At 45.9% G+C, this 16,515-nt stretch carries 11 protein-coding genes and 3 tRNA genes; 7 read left to right on the top strand and 7 right to left on the bottom strand.

Features of this window, described 5'->3' with window-relative positions; translation table 11 throughout:
- Positions 1-10 precede the first annotated feature (10 nt).
- The 4 genes from G4D73_RS14310 to G4D73_RS14295 all read left to right on the top strand — a co-directional run bounded on the left by G4D73_RS14310 (position 11) and on the right by G4D73_RS14295 (position 2,036).
- Positions 11-86, top strand: a tRNA-Glu gene (locus G4D73_RS14310).
- A 24-nt stretch (positions 87-110) separates the two neighbouring features.
- Positions 111-186: transfer RNA gene (locus G4D73_RS14305), tRNA-Glu, on the top strand.
- Positions 187-232: 46 nt separating this feature from the next.
- Positions 233-308, top strand: a tRNA-Glu gene (locus G4D73_RS14300).
- A gap of 306 nt (positions 309-614) precedes the next feature.
- On the top strand, positions 615-2,036 hold the full coding sequence (locus tag G4D73_RS14295) for an iron-containing redox enzyme family protein (RefSeq protein ID WP_213687047.1): 1,422 nt from the start codon (positions 615-617) through the stop codon (positions 2,034-2,036).
- Positions 2,037-2,100: 64 nt separating this feature from the next.
- Here the strand turns inward: G4D73_RS14295 and G4D73_RS14290 are convergent, their stop codons facing one another.
- The 5 genes from G4D73_RS14290 to G4D73_RS14270 all read right to left on the bottom strand — a co-directional run bounded on the left by G4D73_RS14290 (position 2,101) and on the right by G4D73_RS14270 (position 10,701).
- A complete protein-coding gene (locus tag G4D73_RS14290) occupies positions 2,101-3,345 on the bottom strand; it encodes an NADH:flavin oxidoreductase/NADH oxidase family protein (protein ID WP_213687046.1) in 1,245 nt (414 codons plus the stop codon).
- A gap of 129 nt (positions 3,346-3,474) precedes the next feature.
- Entirely contained in the window at positions 3,475-4,485 is a 1,011-nt protein-coding gene (locus tag G4D73_RS14285; protein ID WP_138742705.1) for an ABC transporter permease, read from the bottom strand.
- Positions 4,485-5,531: a microcin C ABC transporter permease YejB gene (gene yejB, locus G4D73_RS14280; protein ID WP_213687045.1), complete on the bottom strand. Its 1,047-nt coding sequence runs from the start codon at positions 5,529-5,531 to the stop codon at positions 4,485-4,487. Before yejB ends, G4D73_RS14285 begins: the two co-directional genes overlap by 1 nt.
- 24 nt (positions 5,532-5,555) lie before the next feature.
- A complete protein-coding gene (locus G4D73_RS14275) occupies positions 5,556-7,397 on the bottom strand; it encodes an extracellular solute-binding protein (RefSeq protein ID WP_213687044.1) in 1,842 nt (613 codons plus the stop codon).
- A 10-nt stretch (positions 7,398-7,407) separates the two neighbouring features.
- Entirely contained in the window at positions 7,408-10,701 is a 3,294-nt protein-coding gene (locus G4D73_RS14270) for a LysM peptidoglycan-binding domain-containing protein (protein WP_213687043.1), read from the bottom strand.
- 207 nt (positions 10,702-10,908) lie between these two features.
- On the opposite strand from G4D73_RS14270, the gene dnaQ reads away from it, so the two are divergent.
- The 3 genes from dnaQ to nudC all read left to right on the top strand — a co-directional run bounded on the left by dnaQ (position 10,909) and on the right by nudC (position 14,840).
- Entirely contained in the window at positions 10,909-12,294 is a 1,386-nt protein-coding gene (gene dnaQ, locus G4D73_RS14265) for a DNA polymerase III subunit epsilon (RefSeq protein ID WP_213687042.1), read from the top strand.
- Positions 12,295-12,420: 126 nt separating this feature from the next.
- Positions 12,421-14,064: a chemotaxis protein gene (locus tag G4D73_RS14260; protein WP_213687041.1), complete on the top strand. Its 1,644-nt coding sequence runs from the start codon at positions 12,421-12,423 to the stop codon at positions 14,062-14,064.
- A complete protein-coding gene (nudC, locus tag G4D73_RS14255) occupies positions 14,064-14,840 on the top strand; it encodes an NAD(+) diphosphatase (RefSeq protein ID WP_004646364.1) in 777 nt (258 codons plus the stop codon). The genes G4D73_RS14260 and nudC overlap by 1 nt, the downstream gene beginning before the upstream one ends.
- A gap of 105 nt (positions 14,841-14,945) precedes the next feature.
- Here nudC and G4D73_RS14250 read toward each other — a convergent pair whose 3' ends face one another.
- Positions 14,946-15,830: an alpha/beta hydrolase gene (locus tag G4D73_RS14250; RefSeq protein WP_213687040.1), complete on the bottom strand. Its 885-nt coding sequence runs from the start codon at positions 15,828-15,830 to the stop codon at positions 14,946-14,948.
- Positions 15,820-16,506, bottom strand: a complete 687-nt coding sequence (locus G4D73_RS14245) for a BON domain-containing protein (protein WP_213687039.1) — start codon at positions 16,504-16,506, stop codon at positions 15,820-15,822. The genes G4D73_RS14250 and G4D73_RS14245 overlap by 11 nt, the downstream gene beginning before the upstream one ends.
- Positions 16,507-16,515 lie beyond the last annotated feature (9 nt).

Here is a 16,515-nt window from a genome sequence, read left to right as displayed (position 1 = left end):
CCTCTGAAACGTCCCTATCGTCTAGAGGCCTAGGACATCGCCCTTTCACGGCGGTAACCGGGGTTCGAATCCCCGTAGGGACGCCAATTTTCAGAAGTACATTTTATTAAGTCCCTATCGTCTAGAGGCCTAGGACATCGCCCTTTCACGGCGGTAACCGGGGTTCGAATCCCCGTAGGGACGCCATTACTTCAAGCTAAAAGTAGCGGTTTTAAAATTTATCTTCTGTACTGTCCCTATCGTCTAGAGGCCTAGGACATCGCCCTTTCACGGCGGTAACCGGGGTTCGAATCCCCGTAGGGACGCCATATTCGAGATGGCAACATCTCAACAAAAAGCCCGAGCATTGCGACTCGGGCTTTTTTATCTTGCAAATTTTATTTCTGAAAACTTTAAACCTTGTTTTTATCATTCGTTCAAATCTAGCTCTCTTTCTGGGGGCTGCCATCCCATTCTTAATTTTACAATTTGTATTGTTTTAACATTTCTATGCATAGAAATATCCGTTCATTTTCATTTAAAGCAATACACCAATAAATTAGAACAAAAATTCAACACCCTGCTTTTAGAGGGCACGTTAAGGTAAATCAAGAGAAATCTGCAAGGATCAGATTATGTTCGTCAGCACAGAGCTAAGTTTACCTTTATCGCCAAATAAAAATCATAATTATCAAATTAAAAGCTTTAAGGATTGGGTCGACTTTTTTCAAGATACTGAAATTTCGACATATACCAAAACTGAAAAAGCTGAATCTTATTTGAGCGATCTGATTAAAAATTTAAATATTGATACTCTCGGATGGTTAGATCAGCCCGCACAGGTTGAACAGCATCTTTTAGAACAACATCATCAAATCTGTGCCACTTTCCAGGCCTATGTCAATCGCCGTAAACAGCAGCAGCCTCGGGAATATTTTCCAACGGTTTCTCATGCTTTCGAATTCCTGGCGAAAGTTGCACCGGTCAAACTGGTCGATGGTGCCTGGTTATATTCGACCGTGCCAAACTGTAATCAGCCCGAGCTAAAAGATTTGATTTACATCTATCTCGAAGAGCTTGGTTTAGGGCATCCGCGTGCCAATCATGTCACCATGTATCAGGACCTGTTGAGTCATTATGAGCTGAACAGTTACGCCGAGCATTTGGATGACAGTTACTATGAACAGGCTACCGTACAGTTGGCACTGGCTTATGCCCCGGCCAAATATTTACCTCTGGTCATTGGCTTTAATCTCGGTTATGAACAGTTACCGCTGCATCTGTTAATCACCAATTATGAACTGGCTGAACTGGGTATCGATCCGCATTATTTCAATGTGCACATTACTATTGATAATGCTCACAATGGTCATGCGCAGAAATCCCTGCAAGCGTTTATCCAGCATTTTAATCATGCAGAAAACCCGGAAACTTATCTGGAGCTAATTAAAAAAGGCTATGTCCTGAATGACCTTGGTAGAAGTTCTTCCCAAATCATCAAGGAACTGGATATTGGGCAGATGGCTTTAAAAGTTTTCCAGAATAAAGCGCTGATTGGTCAATATATTCATAATCAGAAATGTCAGTTTAGTGGCAAGACCATCAATGATTGGTTATCCGATCCTGCCCAGATTAGCGAATTTTTGCAGGTGATGATTGAAAAAGGCTGGATCGTGAAAGATGCGCCAGTAGAACAAAGTCGCTTCTGGAAAATGATCGATCATCCGGAAGGTAAAATGTTTGGGGTCTTTAATGCGACCGAAAAACAGATTATTAAAGACTGGATTCAGGGTGCAGGCTTGGCAACTCGCCTGTCCTCACGTAGTGCAGCCCCATCACAAGCAAAAATTGAACCTGCAATGAGCCGTATGGACCAGCAGCGCTTGAATCAGTTAAAAAGTCGCTTCATGCGCTGTGAAGGTGCGGAACAGAAAATTGATTTACTGATTCCTTATACTGCACCGCATATGCATCATACTGAAATTGGTTTATGGGCGACTCGTCAGTTAAGCCAGTTATTATTTCCTTTTCAGACCCAGGCGATGCATTATTCCTAAAGCACCCCTAAGTGCCAGAAATTAAAAAACCGGACATTTGCAGTGTCCGGTTTTTTAATAAAGATTAAGCCGATTTTCGCGAGTTTAATTGTCCCTTGATCACCGCTTTGACATTGCCTTTCAGATACTGCAAAAAGACCTTTAGTGGTGACAGCTTTGGATTAGGCTGCTTGCCTTTGGCAATTTCTTTAAACTGCGCGGCATACCAGATGATTTCCATAATCGCCATTTTGTCGACCATTGGAATACCGGTTTTAATTTTCTCAACCGCATAACGTACATCATGCCCTGCAACCAGACGATTGCCCAAGTCAGGTTCTACCGCAAAGGGACGTGCAATCCCGACAAAATCACAAGCACCACTGTCAAGCGCGGCATTCATGCCTTCAACAGTTCGGAATCCACCAGTGACCATGATATGGCACTTCACTTCCTGGCGGATTTTTTCGGCAAAATCGAGGAAATAGGCTTCACGAGCAATGGTCGAGGCCTTGCGCTTGTCTGCTTTCACGCCGGCCATCGCAGGTGCTTCATAGCTACCACCTGACACTTCAATGATATCAATGCCTGCAGCGTCCATCGCCTTAAAGACATAAATGACATCTTCTTCGCTAATACCACCGCGCTGGAAATCAGCTGAATTCAGCTTGACTGAAATAATAAAATTTTCCGAAGTCGCAGCACGAACAGCCTGATAGGTTTGCAGCAAGAAACGGGTGCGATTCTCAATACTACCACCCCATTGATCCTGACGCTTATTGGTCAGCGGTGACAGAAACTGGCTAATCAGATAACCATGTGCCCCATGCAACTGCACCCCCTCAAATCCTGCTTGTTCACAGATAGCAGCCGAAGTGGCAAAGCGCTGGATAATATCCAGGATTTCATCTTCACGCAGTTCCCGCGGGGTTCCAAAGCTCATTGCCAAAGCCGGACTAAATGGGACTGCGGACGGTGCAACCGTTTCTTGATTCAGGCCCTTGGGACACTGGCGGCCCGGATGCGACAACTGGACCAGTTGTACCATGCCATGCTGTTTGCCTACGTCGACCCAGACTTTGAGCTGCGCCAGATCGCGTTCTGTTTCTACCACTACGACCCCCGGTTCATTCTTGGCACGATAATCCACCATGACATTACCCGTAATAGCACAACCCAAGCCACCTTCGGCCCATGCTTCATACAACTTGAAATGCGCCTGATTGGGCTGGCCGGCATCATTGGCCAGTGCTTCACTCATGGCACCTTTAATGATGCGATTTTTAAAAGTGGTATTACGAATTTGAATGGAATCGGCCAATTGAGTCATGATCTGTCCTGATACGTTACTATTATTTTGTATTCGTTTATAACGTAAGCCAGAACAATTGACAATCAGTCTTGTCAAATTTACACAATTTTTATCTGCTTATTTTTTATGGTTAAAGATTTTTGTGATTTAGTTTCTTGGATCAAAAGCATCCCGTACTGCTTCTCCCATATAGATCAGCAAACTCAGTACAATCGCCAAACTAAAGAATCCAGACAATGCCAGCCACGGCGCATTTAAGTTGTTTTTGGCCTGAAGCAAGAGTTCCCCTAGGGATGCCGAATCGGGTGGCAAACCATACCCTAAAAAATCCAGCGCTGTCAGTGCAGTAATATTGGCGGTTAGCATAAAAGGTAACTGTGACAGGCTAGAACCTATCACATTGGGGAGAATATGTTTGAACATGATCCGTCCATCCCCGGCCCCAATACTTCTTGCTGCCCAGACGTATTCCAGATTTCTAGCGCGCAAAAACTCAGCGCGCACCATACTCACCAGTGTGGTCCAGCCAAATAACAGCATGATCAGAAATAGCCAGTAAATACTCGGGGTAAACAGACTGACCAGTACCATCACCATAAACAGCATCGGCAAACCGCTCCAGACTTCGAGTATGCGTTGCCCGATCAGGTCAATCCATCCACCATAATAACCCTGAATAGCCCCTGCTAAAATTCCCAGCGCCGCAGACAATAAAGTCAGTGCAAAACCAAACAGTAATGAAATCCTTAAGCCATATAGAATCCGTGCCAGAATATCACGGCCCTGGTCATCTGTTCCCAGCCAGTTTTGCACACTCGGGGGCGAAGGCACCGGTTCAGCCAGTTCAAAATTTGGCGTTTGATAGGAAAACGGAATGATGGGCCAGATCGCCCAGCCTTTTTCTGCAATCAGTTGCTGTACGGCAGGATCTTTATATTCTGCTTCTGTCTCAAATACTCCACCAAACGTGGTTTCCGGGTAGGATTTCAAGATGGGCAGATAAAAAGCATGATCATATTTCACCAACAGGGGCTTATCGTTAGCAATCAGTTCTGCACCCAAGGAAATGATGAAAATAGCACTGAAAATAATGAAACAGCTAAAACCCAACTTATGCTGCTTAAAACGTTGCCAGCGTGCTTGCATCAAGGAAGACATTATTGTGATCCTCGACGTGAACTGAAATGAATCCTTGGATCAATCAGTTGATAGAGCAAATCGCTCAGCAAGCGCAGCATCAGGCCGAGCAAGGTAAAGATAAACAAAGTACCGAAAATCACCGGATAGTCACGCTGGATAATCGCCTCAAAACCTAAAACACCTAACCCATCCAGATTAAAAATAATCTCGATAAACAGGTTGCCCACGAAAAACACCCCGATCAGAACTTCGGGTAAACCTGCGATAAGCACTAAAATGGCATTCCGGAATACATGCCGATACAGTACTGCATGTTCAGTTAAACCTTTGGCCCGCGCAGCCAAGACATATTGCTTGCTCAGCTCTTCCACAAAAGAAAATTTCACCAGATAAGTCAAACTGGCAAATCCGCCAAGCACCATGGCCAACAGCGGCAAGGCCATATGCCAGAAATAATCTTGAATTTTCGCAAAGAATGAGAGTTCTGCAAAATTTTCAGAGCGAATTCCCTGCAAGGGAAACCATTGCAGATAAGATCCGCCAGCAAAAAAGACGATGAGTAAAATGGCAAAAATAAAGGCTGGAATGGCATAGCCTACGGCCAACACTAGAGAGGTAGTCTGATCAAACAGACTGCCATGTTTTCGGGCTTTTCTAATCCCTAAAGGAATGGAGACCAGATAAATCAGCAAGGTACTCCACAGGCCTAAAGAAAGTGATACTGGCAATTTTTCCCAGATGAGTTCAGTCACAGGTTTGTCTTTGAAAAAACTCTGCCCCAGATCAAACTGCGCATAACGCGTTACCATTTCCCAAAAGCGGATATGCAGCGGCTGGTCAAAGCCGTACTGGGTATTGATCTGCTCAAGCATCTCCGGTGTGAGGCCTTGCTTTCCCTGATACTGCAATCCGGTATGCGCCAAACCATTCACCTGTTGCGCCTGATAAATCGCCTGCTCCACCGGACCACCGGGTGCCAGCTGGATCACCATGAAATTGATCAGCAAAATGATCAGCAAGGTTGGAATCATCAGCAACAGACGTTTGAGAATATAAGTGCTCATGGCACTCCCTGATAGGCTTGGAGCTTAGTGCTGTTTGAAATAATCAGCCACATGTCTGGCCTTTTCTGCATCGACCCACCAGTAATCAATCCCGGCGGAGAGTTTAGGTTTTCGTTGCGGCTGCTGATACATATTCCAGTAAGCATACCAGTATTCGCCCGCACCATAAGTCAGAATATGATAATAGCCTGCTCGCAGTAAACGGTCTAATGCTCGGGTACTATTCACCAGCTGTTCACGGTTTTGAGCTTGAGTCACCTGCTGAATGACTCCATCAATGGCCGGATTTCGAATACCGGCATAATTATAATTACCTGACTGCGCTGCGGCCTGACTGCCCCAGAACTGTTTCTGCTCCTGCCCCGGTGTCAGGGATTGCGGCATGGTATCAACAATCATATCAAACTGATAATTCCGCAGCCGTTCATAATATTGCGCGGTTTCTACCATACGAATGCTGGCCTGAATGCCCAAGCGTTTTAAATGACGTAGATATGGCATCAGATCACGCTGTTGCTCCGCCTGATGCAACAGGAACTCAATCTGTACCGGTTGACCCGCAGCATTGACCAACTTCCCCTGTTGATAACGATAGCCTGCCTTTAATAGCAATTGACGGGCTTTTAACAGATTGTTCCGGTTAAAACCGGAGGCATCTGACTGAGGATATTTCCAGTCCTGCAGTACAGCCTGACGTTGAACCGGATCAAGCTGCTTTAAATGGGGTTTTAAAATGTGCAGTTCTTGAATGCCTGGCCGTCCATGAGATGCAAGCTCGCTATTGGAAAAAAAGCTGTTCAGGCGCTGATATTCACCATAGAACATGGCTTTATTCAGCCATTCAAAGTCATAGGCAAAACTCAAGGCTTGGCGGAAACGGATATCGGCAAAAGGCTGACGGCGGGTATTGAATATCAGACTCTGGGTCGGAATCGGGTTGTGATGCTGAAAGCGGTAACGCTGCACCTGTCCTTGCCGAACGGCGGGAAACTGGTAGTCTTTCACCCAGCGGTTGACCTGTTTTTCCTCATGCAAGGTAAATTGGCCCGACTTGAAAGCTTCAAACTTGATTTCAGGACTACGATAATAACGATACTTGATCCGGTCAAAATTATAACGCCCGCGATTGACCATCAAGTCTTTGCCCCAGTATCGGGGATTGCGTTTGTAGCTAATACTACGTCCAGCATCTATGTGTTCAATGACATAAGGCCCTGAACCCAGCATCGGTTTCAGCGTCAATTCTTTAAAATTACGTTTTTGCCATTCCTGTTTAGAATAAATGGGCATCTGCGCGACAATCATCGCCATTTCCGGATTATGTCCGGATTTAAAATGCATTTTGACCTGTAAAGGTGACAGGACTTCCAGCCGGTTTAAATCAGCTAGATACATTTGCAGGCCAAAATTGGACTGGGTCTGAAACAACTCAAAACTGTATTTGACATCTTGTGCAGTCACCGGCTGGCCATTGCTAAACCGTGCTTTGGGATTTAAATGAAAAATAATAAAGGCAGTTTTCTTGGGGTCAAAACTGACTTTTTCCGCCAGCAAGGGATAGTACACACCGGGCTCATCTAGTGACTTGGACAGCAAACTGTCAAAAATATAGTTGCCCCCTTCAGTGACATTGCCCTTGCCATTCATGCTGTTCAAATTATCGAAACTGCCATCAGCTCCCAGAATCAGCGTACCGCCTTTCGGTGCTTGCGGATTGGCATAAGGCAGGGATTTGGCCTGGGCATATTTCGGCTGGTTATATAGCGCGATATATGGGGTGGTAATAAGGGCTGCCCAACTGCTACTCACGAGCAGCGGGGCTAGCCAGATCAACCTGAAAGTTTTAAATAAATGAGCGAATCTCATGATCCATTCATTAATTCGGCACTTTAATCACATCACCAATACGCAATTGTGTATTCGGTTTGAGATCATTCATTTCCGCCAGTTCATTGCTGTTCAGACCATAACGTGAAGCCAGACCGATTAAGGTATCACCGCGTTTGACTTTATAATCCGTCACCAGTTTTGGAATCTGGATCGTTTGACTGACACGCAATCCTGCGCGTGGACTCAGATTATTTAACTGAGCCAGGTCGGTCACGCTTATGCCTAAACGGCTGGCAATTACATTCAGGGATTCACCGGATTTTACCGTATAGGATTCAGTTGCCTTAGAAGCTACAGGCTTAGCTGCCACTTTCACGCCTTCAACTTTTTTATCTGCCGGAAAGTCACCCTCAATTTTTAAACGCTGACCAATACGCACTGTGCTATTGGTATTCAGGCCGTTCAAATCTGCCAGATATTGCAGTTGTAAATGATACTGACGTGCAATAGAGCTTAAGGTTTCCCCTGACTTCACCACATGCGAATCCGATTTTGTATTCTTGACCGCAGTTTCCGCGACCACTTCACTTACCGGTTCTGTCACGTCACCACTCAGTTTCAGACGCTGCCCCACTCGCAAACCTGCATTACGTGACATGCCATTCAGGCTCGCCACCTGGTCCATTGACAAATTATATCTTGCGGCAATACCGGTCAGCGTATCACCCGATTGAACCGTATAGGTTTCAGGGATTTGACTGCCGGCTGGAATCTTGATGGTCTGACCTATACGTAAACCACTATTGGCAGACAACCCATTCAGTGCAGCCAGTTCAGAGACACTCAGCTTGCTTTGACTGGCAATGCTATACAGTGTTTCACCGCGTTTGACCTGATAGTTTTCAGTTGCAGTCTGATCGACTTTAACATTTTCAAACTTCTGTTCAGTTTTCTGGTTAGATGTTGTTAGCCCTTCAACTTCCTGAAGTGGTACATTGATTTTCTGTCCCACCATCAGACTGCTACCGGCAGTCAGACCCGACGTTAATGATGCCAGTTCGGTATTTGAAAGCCCGTAACGATCGGCAATCAGTTTCAGATATTCACCGCGTTTCACCGTATAAGATTTGGTCTGAACCTTGGCAGTTTCAGCTTTTTTAATCTCTTCAGCTTTAGATTTAGAGGCAACCGTTTCTTTCAGTGACAGCTTTTGCCCAACAAACAGACCGCTATTGGTACTCAGTCCATTAAAATCAGCCAGTTGTTTCACGCTAAAACCAAACTGATTCGCTACGCTAGTCAGAGAGTCATTGGCCTGAACCACATAAGTTTCCGGCTTTTCTTTGGCTTTGCTGGCTTCCTGTACCGGTTTGGCATCATACAGATAAATGGTGGTACCCACATACAGCGGAGAATTTGGATCAATCTGGTTCCATTTCGCCACATCACGCCAGTTCACGCCATTTTTAGCCGCAATCATTGCCAGATTATCACCTGGTAACACCTTATAGGTACTGCGTTTGCCTTTTGGAGCAACCACCACCACTTCAGAATCAGTCTTGACGTAATTTTTGCCCTGATTCAGCTGGGCTTCAACCGAATTCGCAGTGGTATTGTCAGCAACTTCTTTTGGATAAGAGAAGCCTTTTGTCAGTTCTTTACCTTGCTGCTCAGCCACAGACAGGCTGGTTTGAATGGCAGTCAGCTTGATTTTGCCATCATAAGGATCAACAATTTCTGTGCCAGCCGGCGCCAATGCTTTCAGCTCTTCAACCACTTCGGCCTGTTCTGCCGGTGTTGCGACAGGCTGCAGAATTTCATCTACAGTTTTCTGAATATCCTGTGCGATGACCGCCTGCTCAACTTGCTGACGCTCAGCTGCCGAAATCGGTGGTTCGACCTGAATCTGTTTCGCTGGCGCTGCAGGTGTTACAGCTACCGGAATACGCGGCGCACTTGGAATCGGCAAATCACTTTGTGCCGCAAAACTGGCCAAGGCAGATGAGCCTTTAGGCGTCGAAATCTTTTTCGTAGTCTTCGTTACAGTATTGGCCGTTGTCGCGGTACTTACCGCCGCTGTGACGACAGGTGGCGTACTTGCAGCTTTAGCCGGAGTCGTCGTTTTGGCAACAGTCGTTGCAGGCTGAGTATTGGCAAGAACCGGTGGTGTCTGTTTTACCGGTGTAATGGTTTTGGTATTTAATTCTGGCGGCGCGGCTCTGGTAGGCACCACTGTCGTCGTATTTCGCGGCAGGCTGCTCGTGTTACTCGCCCATAAACCGCCTGAACCGGATAATTTTTTCAGCTTCTCATCCACTGAAGGACTTAGGTCAGCTGGAATCAGAATACGGCGCGGACTTGCAGGATCAATATGATCACCACGATGACCCGGGTTTAATTGATACAGTTCTGCACGGCTCAAACCGGTAATCGCTGCAATTTCATTTAAACTGGCAACGCCCACTGGCACTTCACGGAAATGCGGACGGTTGGCAATCGGTGGCAAACTCACCCCATAACTGCCCGGATTTTTAATAATTTGTGCAACCGCCAGGAAACGTGGCACGTAACTCATGGTTTCTTGTGGTAGTTTCAATGACCAATAATCGGTAGGCAGACCTGCGGCTTTGTTACGGTTAATCGCCTGCTGGATACGACCTGGACCGGCATTATAAGAAGCAAGTGCCAATTCCCAGGAACCAAACTGGTTATACAGACTGCCTAAAAACTCATAGGCTGCACGGGTGGATTCCACCACATCACGACGACCATCGTATAAAGAAGTCTGCTTTAGACCATAAATGCGGCCGGTACTTGGAATAAACTGCCATAAACCTGCTGCCGCCGCACTACTGGTCGCTGCCGGGTCATAAGAACTTTCAATAATCGGTAACAGTGCCAACTCGGTCGGCATGCCACGGCGTTCTGCTTCTTTTACTGTGTAATATAAATAACGTGATGCACGCGCACTTAAGCGATCCAGATAAGGCTGACGTGAAATAAACCAGCCACGCTGCGCATCAATCCGCGGATTCCAGACACTTAAGTCCATCTTGAAACCCACGGTCATGCGTTTCCAGACATCACCATGTTTCAGAATCTGTAAACGGTCGCCTTCGACTGCACGCATATCCGTTGCAGAGAGTAAATCTTCCAGTCCATCCAGACTGCTGGCATCCAGATATTGTGATCCAACCTGCTTGCTTGATGCTGTTTGGGTCGCACTTTGTGTAGATGAACAGCCCGTCAGTCCTAGGGAAGCAAGTGCAGTTCCCAGTACAGAATATTTTAAAAATGTAGGTAATGTCGGCTGCCACAAAATTGCGGTTGGTTTATACATAAAGAAATCCAAACAACTCGTATATAAATTTATTTTTTAGATATGCCATTGTAGTGAAGCATGTCGAAGACTCAAGCCAATAATTTACCGCGATTTCACGTTAAATGTTACAAGAAATTAAAAAATCCCGGACATATAGATTGATCGACTGCATTTGCGCTATACAATAAGCCTTCCAGCTTGTTCTATTTTGATCGGATTTAATCTATGTCACACACTATCACACTTTATGTTGATGGCGCCTGTCGCGGCAACCCGGGTTTAGGCGGCTGGGGTGCGTACATTGTTAATGGCCAACAAGAACACAAAATTTATGGCGGTGAAGATCATACTACCAATAACCGCATGGAACTGACGGCTGCGATTGAAGGGATTCTGTTCTGTGACAAGCAAGACAAACTGGTGATCTATACCGATTCCAAGTATGTCAAACAAGGCATTACCGAATGGATTCACGGCTGGAAAAAGAAAAACTGGAAAGACGTCAAAAATCCGGATCTGTGGCAAAAGCTCGATGAAGTCTGTCAGGGACGTGACATCGAATGGCACTGGGTCAAAGGTCATGCCGGACATCCGGGCAATGAAATGGCCGATCAGCTGGCCAATCTGGGTGCTGATGAAACCCTGAAAAAATCCAAGCAAAGCCCTTCAATGTCTGAAGATAAAAAAAAATCTGAACCCGACTGGTTGCTAGACGATCCTTTCGGTCTGGATCTGGCCGAGAGCGAAGAAGAACTGGAAGATCTGCCGGAAGAAATCATTGAAGTGACTGTTGAAGAAACTGTACAGACTGAAGTTTTAGCAACGGACAGCAATGAAGATGCTTCATCTTCAGATGCATCTGCCTTGACTGAGCTACATCCGCAAATTGTCATTACACCAGCAAAGCTACAGCTGCATGGCCCACGACAACTGATTCTGGATACTGAAACCACCGGTTTTTATTATCAGGATGGTGACCGGATTATTGAAGTCGGCGCGCTGGAAATGATTAACCGCAAACTGACCGGCAGCTCGATTCATATCTATATCAATCCGAAAACACCGGTCGGCGATTCCGTGAATGTCCACGGGATCACCGATGAATTCCTGCAAGACAAACCGCTGTTTGAAGAAATTTCTCAAGTGCTGTTTGACTATTTACACGGCGCAGAAATTATTGCGCATAACGCGACTTTCGATATGAACTTCCTGGATATGGAATTCAAGCGCGCAGGTTTTAAAGCACTCTCCGAGGTTTGTGAAGTCACCGATACCCTGGCATTAGCCAAGTCCAAACATCCCGGGCAGAAAAATTCGCTGGATGCCTTAGTGCGCCGTTACGAGATTCCACAACGCGACCGTACCTTCCACGGTGCCTTGCTCGATGCGGAAATCCTGTCCGATGTTTATCTGGCGATGACCGGTGGACAGGTGTCTTTTGATATCGATGCCCTGTCTCAGTCTGAAGACCAGAACAGCCGTTCAGGGATGGCCAGAGTTGAAATTGAATTGCCGGTGATTCTTCCGTCAGAACAGGAATTGCAGGAACATGAGAATTGGGTCAAACAATTCGAAGAAAAACATGGAACTGCTTGCCTTTTCGCGAAATAAAATCTACATTTCCGGGGATACTTTAGGTTTAAAACTATCGTTCTTCAGTTATAGTAAATACAAAGAGGCCCCGTAGTTTAAAGCGGGGGCTCATATATAGATAATACTCCAGGAAAGGTGCAGATCATGTCTTACCAAACCTCTATACATTTTGATCCAACAGCTTTACTGATAATAAAAAATGAGGTTGATAACTCGATCAAGTTAGTCGAATCAGCAGTAAGCACCTTGGTAGAAGACCAGACTTTACCTTTTGGTATTGATGATGCATTAAATCAGTTCGAACAATGCGCCCAGGTTCTGGCACTCATCGACATGTCCAGTCTGGCAAAAGTCGCTCAATATTCAGCAGAATTAATGCGCAAGATTATGGGGAATCCGGCGCAGGTCAATACTCAAGAAGTGATCGCCTTGAGTGAAGGCACCACCATGCTGAAACGCTATATCGAATTTATCTGTCTGCGTGAAGTGAAAATTCCACAGTTTTTGCTGGATACCCTGAACCGTCTGGAACTGGTTTTGGGTAAACCGCTGACGACTGAAGGCCAGCATGTAGAAGGTTTATTGGATTGCGTCACCCCTGATTTTGCACTGCCACAGGCACCAAGCCTGGAAAAATCCCAATATGTACACCGCCTGTATAAGCTGTCACTAAACAAGCTGATCAATCAGGAAGAAAGTGAACTGGATCTGCAAGCCATCAAACTGGTGGGTGCTTATCTGGCTGGACTTGCAGAGCAACATGACAGCAAGCAGTACTGGAATCTGGTATATGTCGCGTTAAACAATATTGAGCACCTGCTGATTAATGAGCCACGTCTACGCACCTTGGTGAGCATTGAGCGCAACATGGCACAGTATTTTAGCTCGGCAGACAGCTTCAAGGCTTCGCTGGCTGATCTGGCCAATGTGCTCAGCCTATGTATCAGTCAGGAAGATGAAACTGCGCAATCTATCCGTAGCCAGCTCAATGTTGGCGATGACCTACTGACCGATATGCAATTACAGGTCTTCAGTCGCCACCTGTATGGTCCTGACTTTGAAACCATGCATACCATCAGCGAGTTGGTGACCACGGAAATGGCACAGATTCGTAATGACATCGAGTTCAACTATCAGAATATGACGCCTGAAAAGACTCAGGAATTACAAGCTCAACTGAATAGTTTGGCCAATATCTTCAAGGTGTTGAACCTGAATGAAGCCTATCATGACCTGACCCGTCAGGCTGCTTCACTGAGCCAGCCCGAGATTATGCAGGATGCCAGCTTTGCCCAGCAGTTGATGAATGTGATTCTGTCTGCCATGAACTCGATTGGCGTACTGGAACGTCATCACACTTCGAGCCGCTTGCAGCTGCGCGTCAACAACATGAATATTTCTCTGGACCGTCTGGATGAAGCACACGCTGCTTTACTCACTGAAACTAAGGCTCTAATTGAGCTTTCCAGCCAGATTTTCAGCAATTACCTGCAAGATCATGATTTGACTGCACTCGAACCTGTTCCAGTACAGTTTTGCGAGATTGGCGGCGCGATGCTGTTCCTGAATGCAGAACATGTTCGTACTGCATTCACCACCACTGCAGAATTCATCAAGAACCGTATTGATCTGTCGATTGCATTAAGTCCGGAAGAAATTCATCGTGCTTTAGACACCCTGGCCAGTGCCGACATGATGATTGATAACTTAAAGAACAAACAGCCTGTATTACAGGCGATGTTTCAGGTAGCATTGGACAGTAGTGAGAAACTCAAAATAGTTGCCTAATGTCCAAATTATCACTTGCTTATATTTTTCAACAACAGCAACTGCTGGTCGATCAACACTTTCAACTTCCACGAGTTGAAGCCTTAGCAAGTGATTTGCTACTCCACACGGGTGATCAGGTGATTGCCCGTGATCTCCTTCCCGATGAGCCGATTCCTGCAGGCTTGCAACTAGTTCCCATCCGTCAGCTGTTACAGTTCTGGAATACCCAGCAATTCGAACAGGCCAGCCGCGCAGTACAACTTTTAGAATGGCGTCGCAACCATAAGTTCTGTAGTCATTGCGGTACAGCGACTGAAGCGCATGCTGTTGAATATGCCATGGTCTGCCCATCCTGCAACTACCGGCAATATCCACGGGTACAGCCTTGCGTTATTACCGTCATTACCCGAGGCAAAGACGAGATTTTACTGGCCAAAAACGCGCGCAATACCAAAAGTCAGATGTATGGCCTGATTGCCGGTTTCGTTGAAGTGGGTGAAACCCTAGAAGATGCAGTACGTCGTGAAACGCTGGAAGAAGTCGGTCTGCATCTCAAAAACATCCAGTATCTGGCCAGCCAGCCCTGGCCTTTCCCAAGTAACCTGATGATTGCCTTCAAGGCAGAATATGCTGGTGGTGAGCTACAGCTGCAGGAAGAAGAAATTAGCGATGCGCAATTCTTTAAATTCGATCAGCTGCCTGAAATTCCGTTTAAAGGCAGTATTGCCCATGCCATGATCATGCATGTGACTCAAGGTACAGTAGTCGCAGATGATACCAAGACCTGGCTATAAATCTGCATTCGAAAGATTTAGCTCAACGGCTTAAAAAAGAATCCAGTGGATGTTCTCCCCCTGGATTCTTTTTTATCTATTGCTTAGTTAAACCAAATATTAGTATCAGGATTTAAATGCATCCTCGAGCGCCCAAAGCACCTGTGCCTTGGTCTGGAAAAACCGGCTAAACAAACTGGAGAGTGAACCCACAATCGTAATATGACCAAGTTTCGGAATTTGAATCAGATGGCTATGATTGCCCTTCTCTTTCAGTACACGGTCCAAATCCTGGCTATTGAAATGCCCAACAATCTTGTCTTTTTCGGCAATAAACAGATAATGCCGGATTGAGCTATTTTTAACAAAATAATAAGGCATCACCTGCTGATAAGGCACCGCCTGATCAAATGCATCGGCACAGATCGGATCATTTTTGTAATCAAAATGATAAGGCCCCGCCAGACCAATAATCGCCCGGATTTGATTGTGATCATCAATGCTGGCAGATTGCGGATGATACAAGGCAGACATCACATTGAATGCCCCGGCAGAGTGTCCCATCAAGACCAGATTTTCAGCACAGATCTGCAACTGTCCAGCTGACTGCTGCAAATGATTCAGCAATAAATGCAGATCATGAATATAGGTCGGAAAAATATGTTGTGGCGCCAGATGATAATTCATCACCACCACGTCATAGCCCTCTTTAGCAAAAGCCTCACCGATAAACTGGTAATCCTTTTTATCGCCATGTAACCAGGCACCGCCATGCACAAAAACAATCAGGGGACGATGGAGCAAAGGCTGCTGACTCCGGAACAGATCAAAGCGTTGCCGTGATTTTAGACCATAAGCCAGCTGAGTTTCGATCGTGTAACCCTGTTTAGGCGTTAAACGATTCAGCGCATAACTGCCAAAATCATAGAGTCTAAATGCTTTATAGCGTTGCTGGACTTCCAGAATCTGATTCGACAATTGGTTTTTAAAATGACCGACCTTATGGAGCATCGGTTGGTTCAACCGTATCAGGATCTATCGCAACCGGCGTCTGTTCAATACCCGGCTGCGCATATGCCGGTGCAGCAAAGTTTTGATTAGCCAGACTTGAATATTGCTCCACGTTATCGATTAAAGTCACAATTTTGGTGACATTGCCCACTTGCTGCAATACCTGATTCAGGTCAGTAATTTCTGCGCTGTTCAAACGTCCCATCACATACAGCACGCCATCTTCAGTATGCACATGTAGTTTACTGTCCGAAACCACAGTGGCTTTCATGATCAGGCCACGGGTATTCGCTGTGACCGCAGTATCCTGCATGATGGTGCTATAGCTGATCTGATTGCCTACAGTAATAAAATTATGTACCGCTTTGACATCGCTCATGGATTTGACATTGTCTTCAGCCAGCTGCTTGAGATGTGCATCGGGCACCTGACCGGTCAGCAAGACATTGCCATGAAAACTTTCAATATTGACCCGAGCCTGTTTGAAGCGCGAATCTAGTTTATAAAGATTAATTTTTGCAGTACGGACAATCGAGGAATCAATAAACACCTGCCCCAAGGTACGCGCCCCACTCTCAGTTCCTACAGGAGCCGTACCTGTGCCGCTAGAAATAAAACTGGCACAACCTGATAAACTTGCGACACACAGCATTGTTATTGCAATACGCTTAACCACTCAGCAAGA

Source organism: Acinetobacter sp. WY4 (genome assembly GCF_018438165.1).
Classification (GTDB): domain Bacteria; phylum Pseudomonadota; class Gammaproteobacteria; order Pseudomonadales; family Moraxellaceae; genus Acinetobacter.
The sequence above is the reverse complement of the archived record's forward strand: the minus strand, read 5'-3'. Positions and strand labels throughout refer to the sequence as shown.

Bases quoted from the DNA above. Each gene is read 5' to 3' on its own strand.
- G4D73_RS14250 (WP_213687040.1), bottom strand. From the start codon at position 15,830: ATGCTCCATAAGGTCGGTCATTTTAAAAACCAATTGTCGAATCAGATT.
- nudC (WP_004646364.1), top strand. From the start codon at position 14,064: ATGTCCAAATTATCACTTGCTTATATTTTTCAACAACAGCAACTGCTG.
- yejB (WP_213687045.1), bottom strand. From the start codon at position 5,531: ATGAGCACTTATATTCTCAAACGTCTGTTGCTGATGATTCCAACCTTG.
- G4D73_RS14285 (WP_138742705.1), bottom strand. From the start codon at position 4,485: ATGTCTTCCTTGATGCAAGCACGCTGGCAACGTTTTAAGCAGCATAAG.
- G4D73_RS14290 (WP_213687046.1), bottom strand. From the start codon at position 3,345: ATGACTCAATTGGCCGATTCCATTCAAATTCGTAATACCACTTTTAAA.
- G4D73_RS14275 (WP_213687044.1), bottom strand. From the start codon at position 7,397: ATGAGATTCGCTCATTTATTTAAAACTTTCAGGTTGATCTGGCTAGCC.
- G4D73_RS14270 (WP_213687043.1), bottom strand. From the start codon at position 10,701: ATGTATAAACCAACCGCAATTTTGTGGCAGCCGACATTACCTACATTT.
- G4D73_RS14295 (WP_213687047.1), top strand. From the start codon at position 615: ATGTTCGTCAGCACAGAGCTAAGTTTACCTTTATCGCCAAATAAAAAT.
- G4D73_RS14260 (WP_213687041.1), top strand. From the start codon at position 12,421: ATGTCTTACCAAACCTCTATACATTTTGATCCAACAGCTTTACTGATA.
- dnaQ (WP_213687042.1), top strand. From the start codon at position 10,909: ATGTCACACACTATCACACTTTATGTTGATGGCGCCTGTCGCGGCAAC.